We start from the raw sequence: 346 nt of genomic DNA, 5'->3' as shown, positions 1-346 counted from the left end.
TAGCCAAGCGGTAAGGCAACGGACTTTGACTCCGTCATGCGTTGGTTCGAATCCAGCTAGCCCAGCCATTTTTATTTTCTTTTTTGCATTTAGATGTTTAAGAGGCGATAAATAAATTTATCCTATTCAATGAGCCATTAGCTCAGTCGGTAGAGCATCTGACTTTTAATCAGAGGGTCGAAGGTTCGAGTCCTTCATGGCTCACTCATCATGACCCCTAGAGGAAACTTGTCCTTTATTTTTAGGGGTCTTACCTATATAATAAAATCATGCGGAAGTAGTTCAGTGGTAGAATACAACCTTGCCAAGGTTGGGGTCGCGGGTTCGAATCCCGTCTTCCGCTCCA

Annotated in this window: 2 tRNA genes; both read left to right on the top strand. The window is 43.9% G+C overall.

Annotated elements, in window-relative coordinates:
- The first annotated feature begins 131 nt into the window (after positions 1-131).
- Positions 132-204: transfer RNA gene (locus UB32_RS06725), tRNA-Lys, on the top strand.
- A 67-nt stretch (positions 205-271) separates the two neighbouring features.
- Positions 272-346 (top strand) — tRNA-Gly (locus UB32_RS06720).

The sequence above is a fragment of the Mesobacillus subterraneus genome (assembly GCF_000934845.1).
Lineage (GTDB): Bacteria > Bacillota > Bacilli > Bacillales > Cytobacillaceae > Mesobacillus > Mesobacillus stamsii.
Note: the sequence above shows the minus strand (reverse complement) of the source record. Positions and strands in the feature narration are given on the sequence as shown.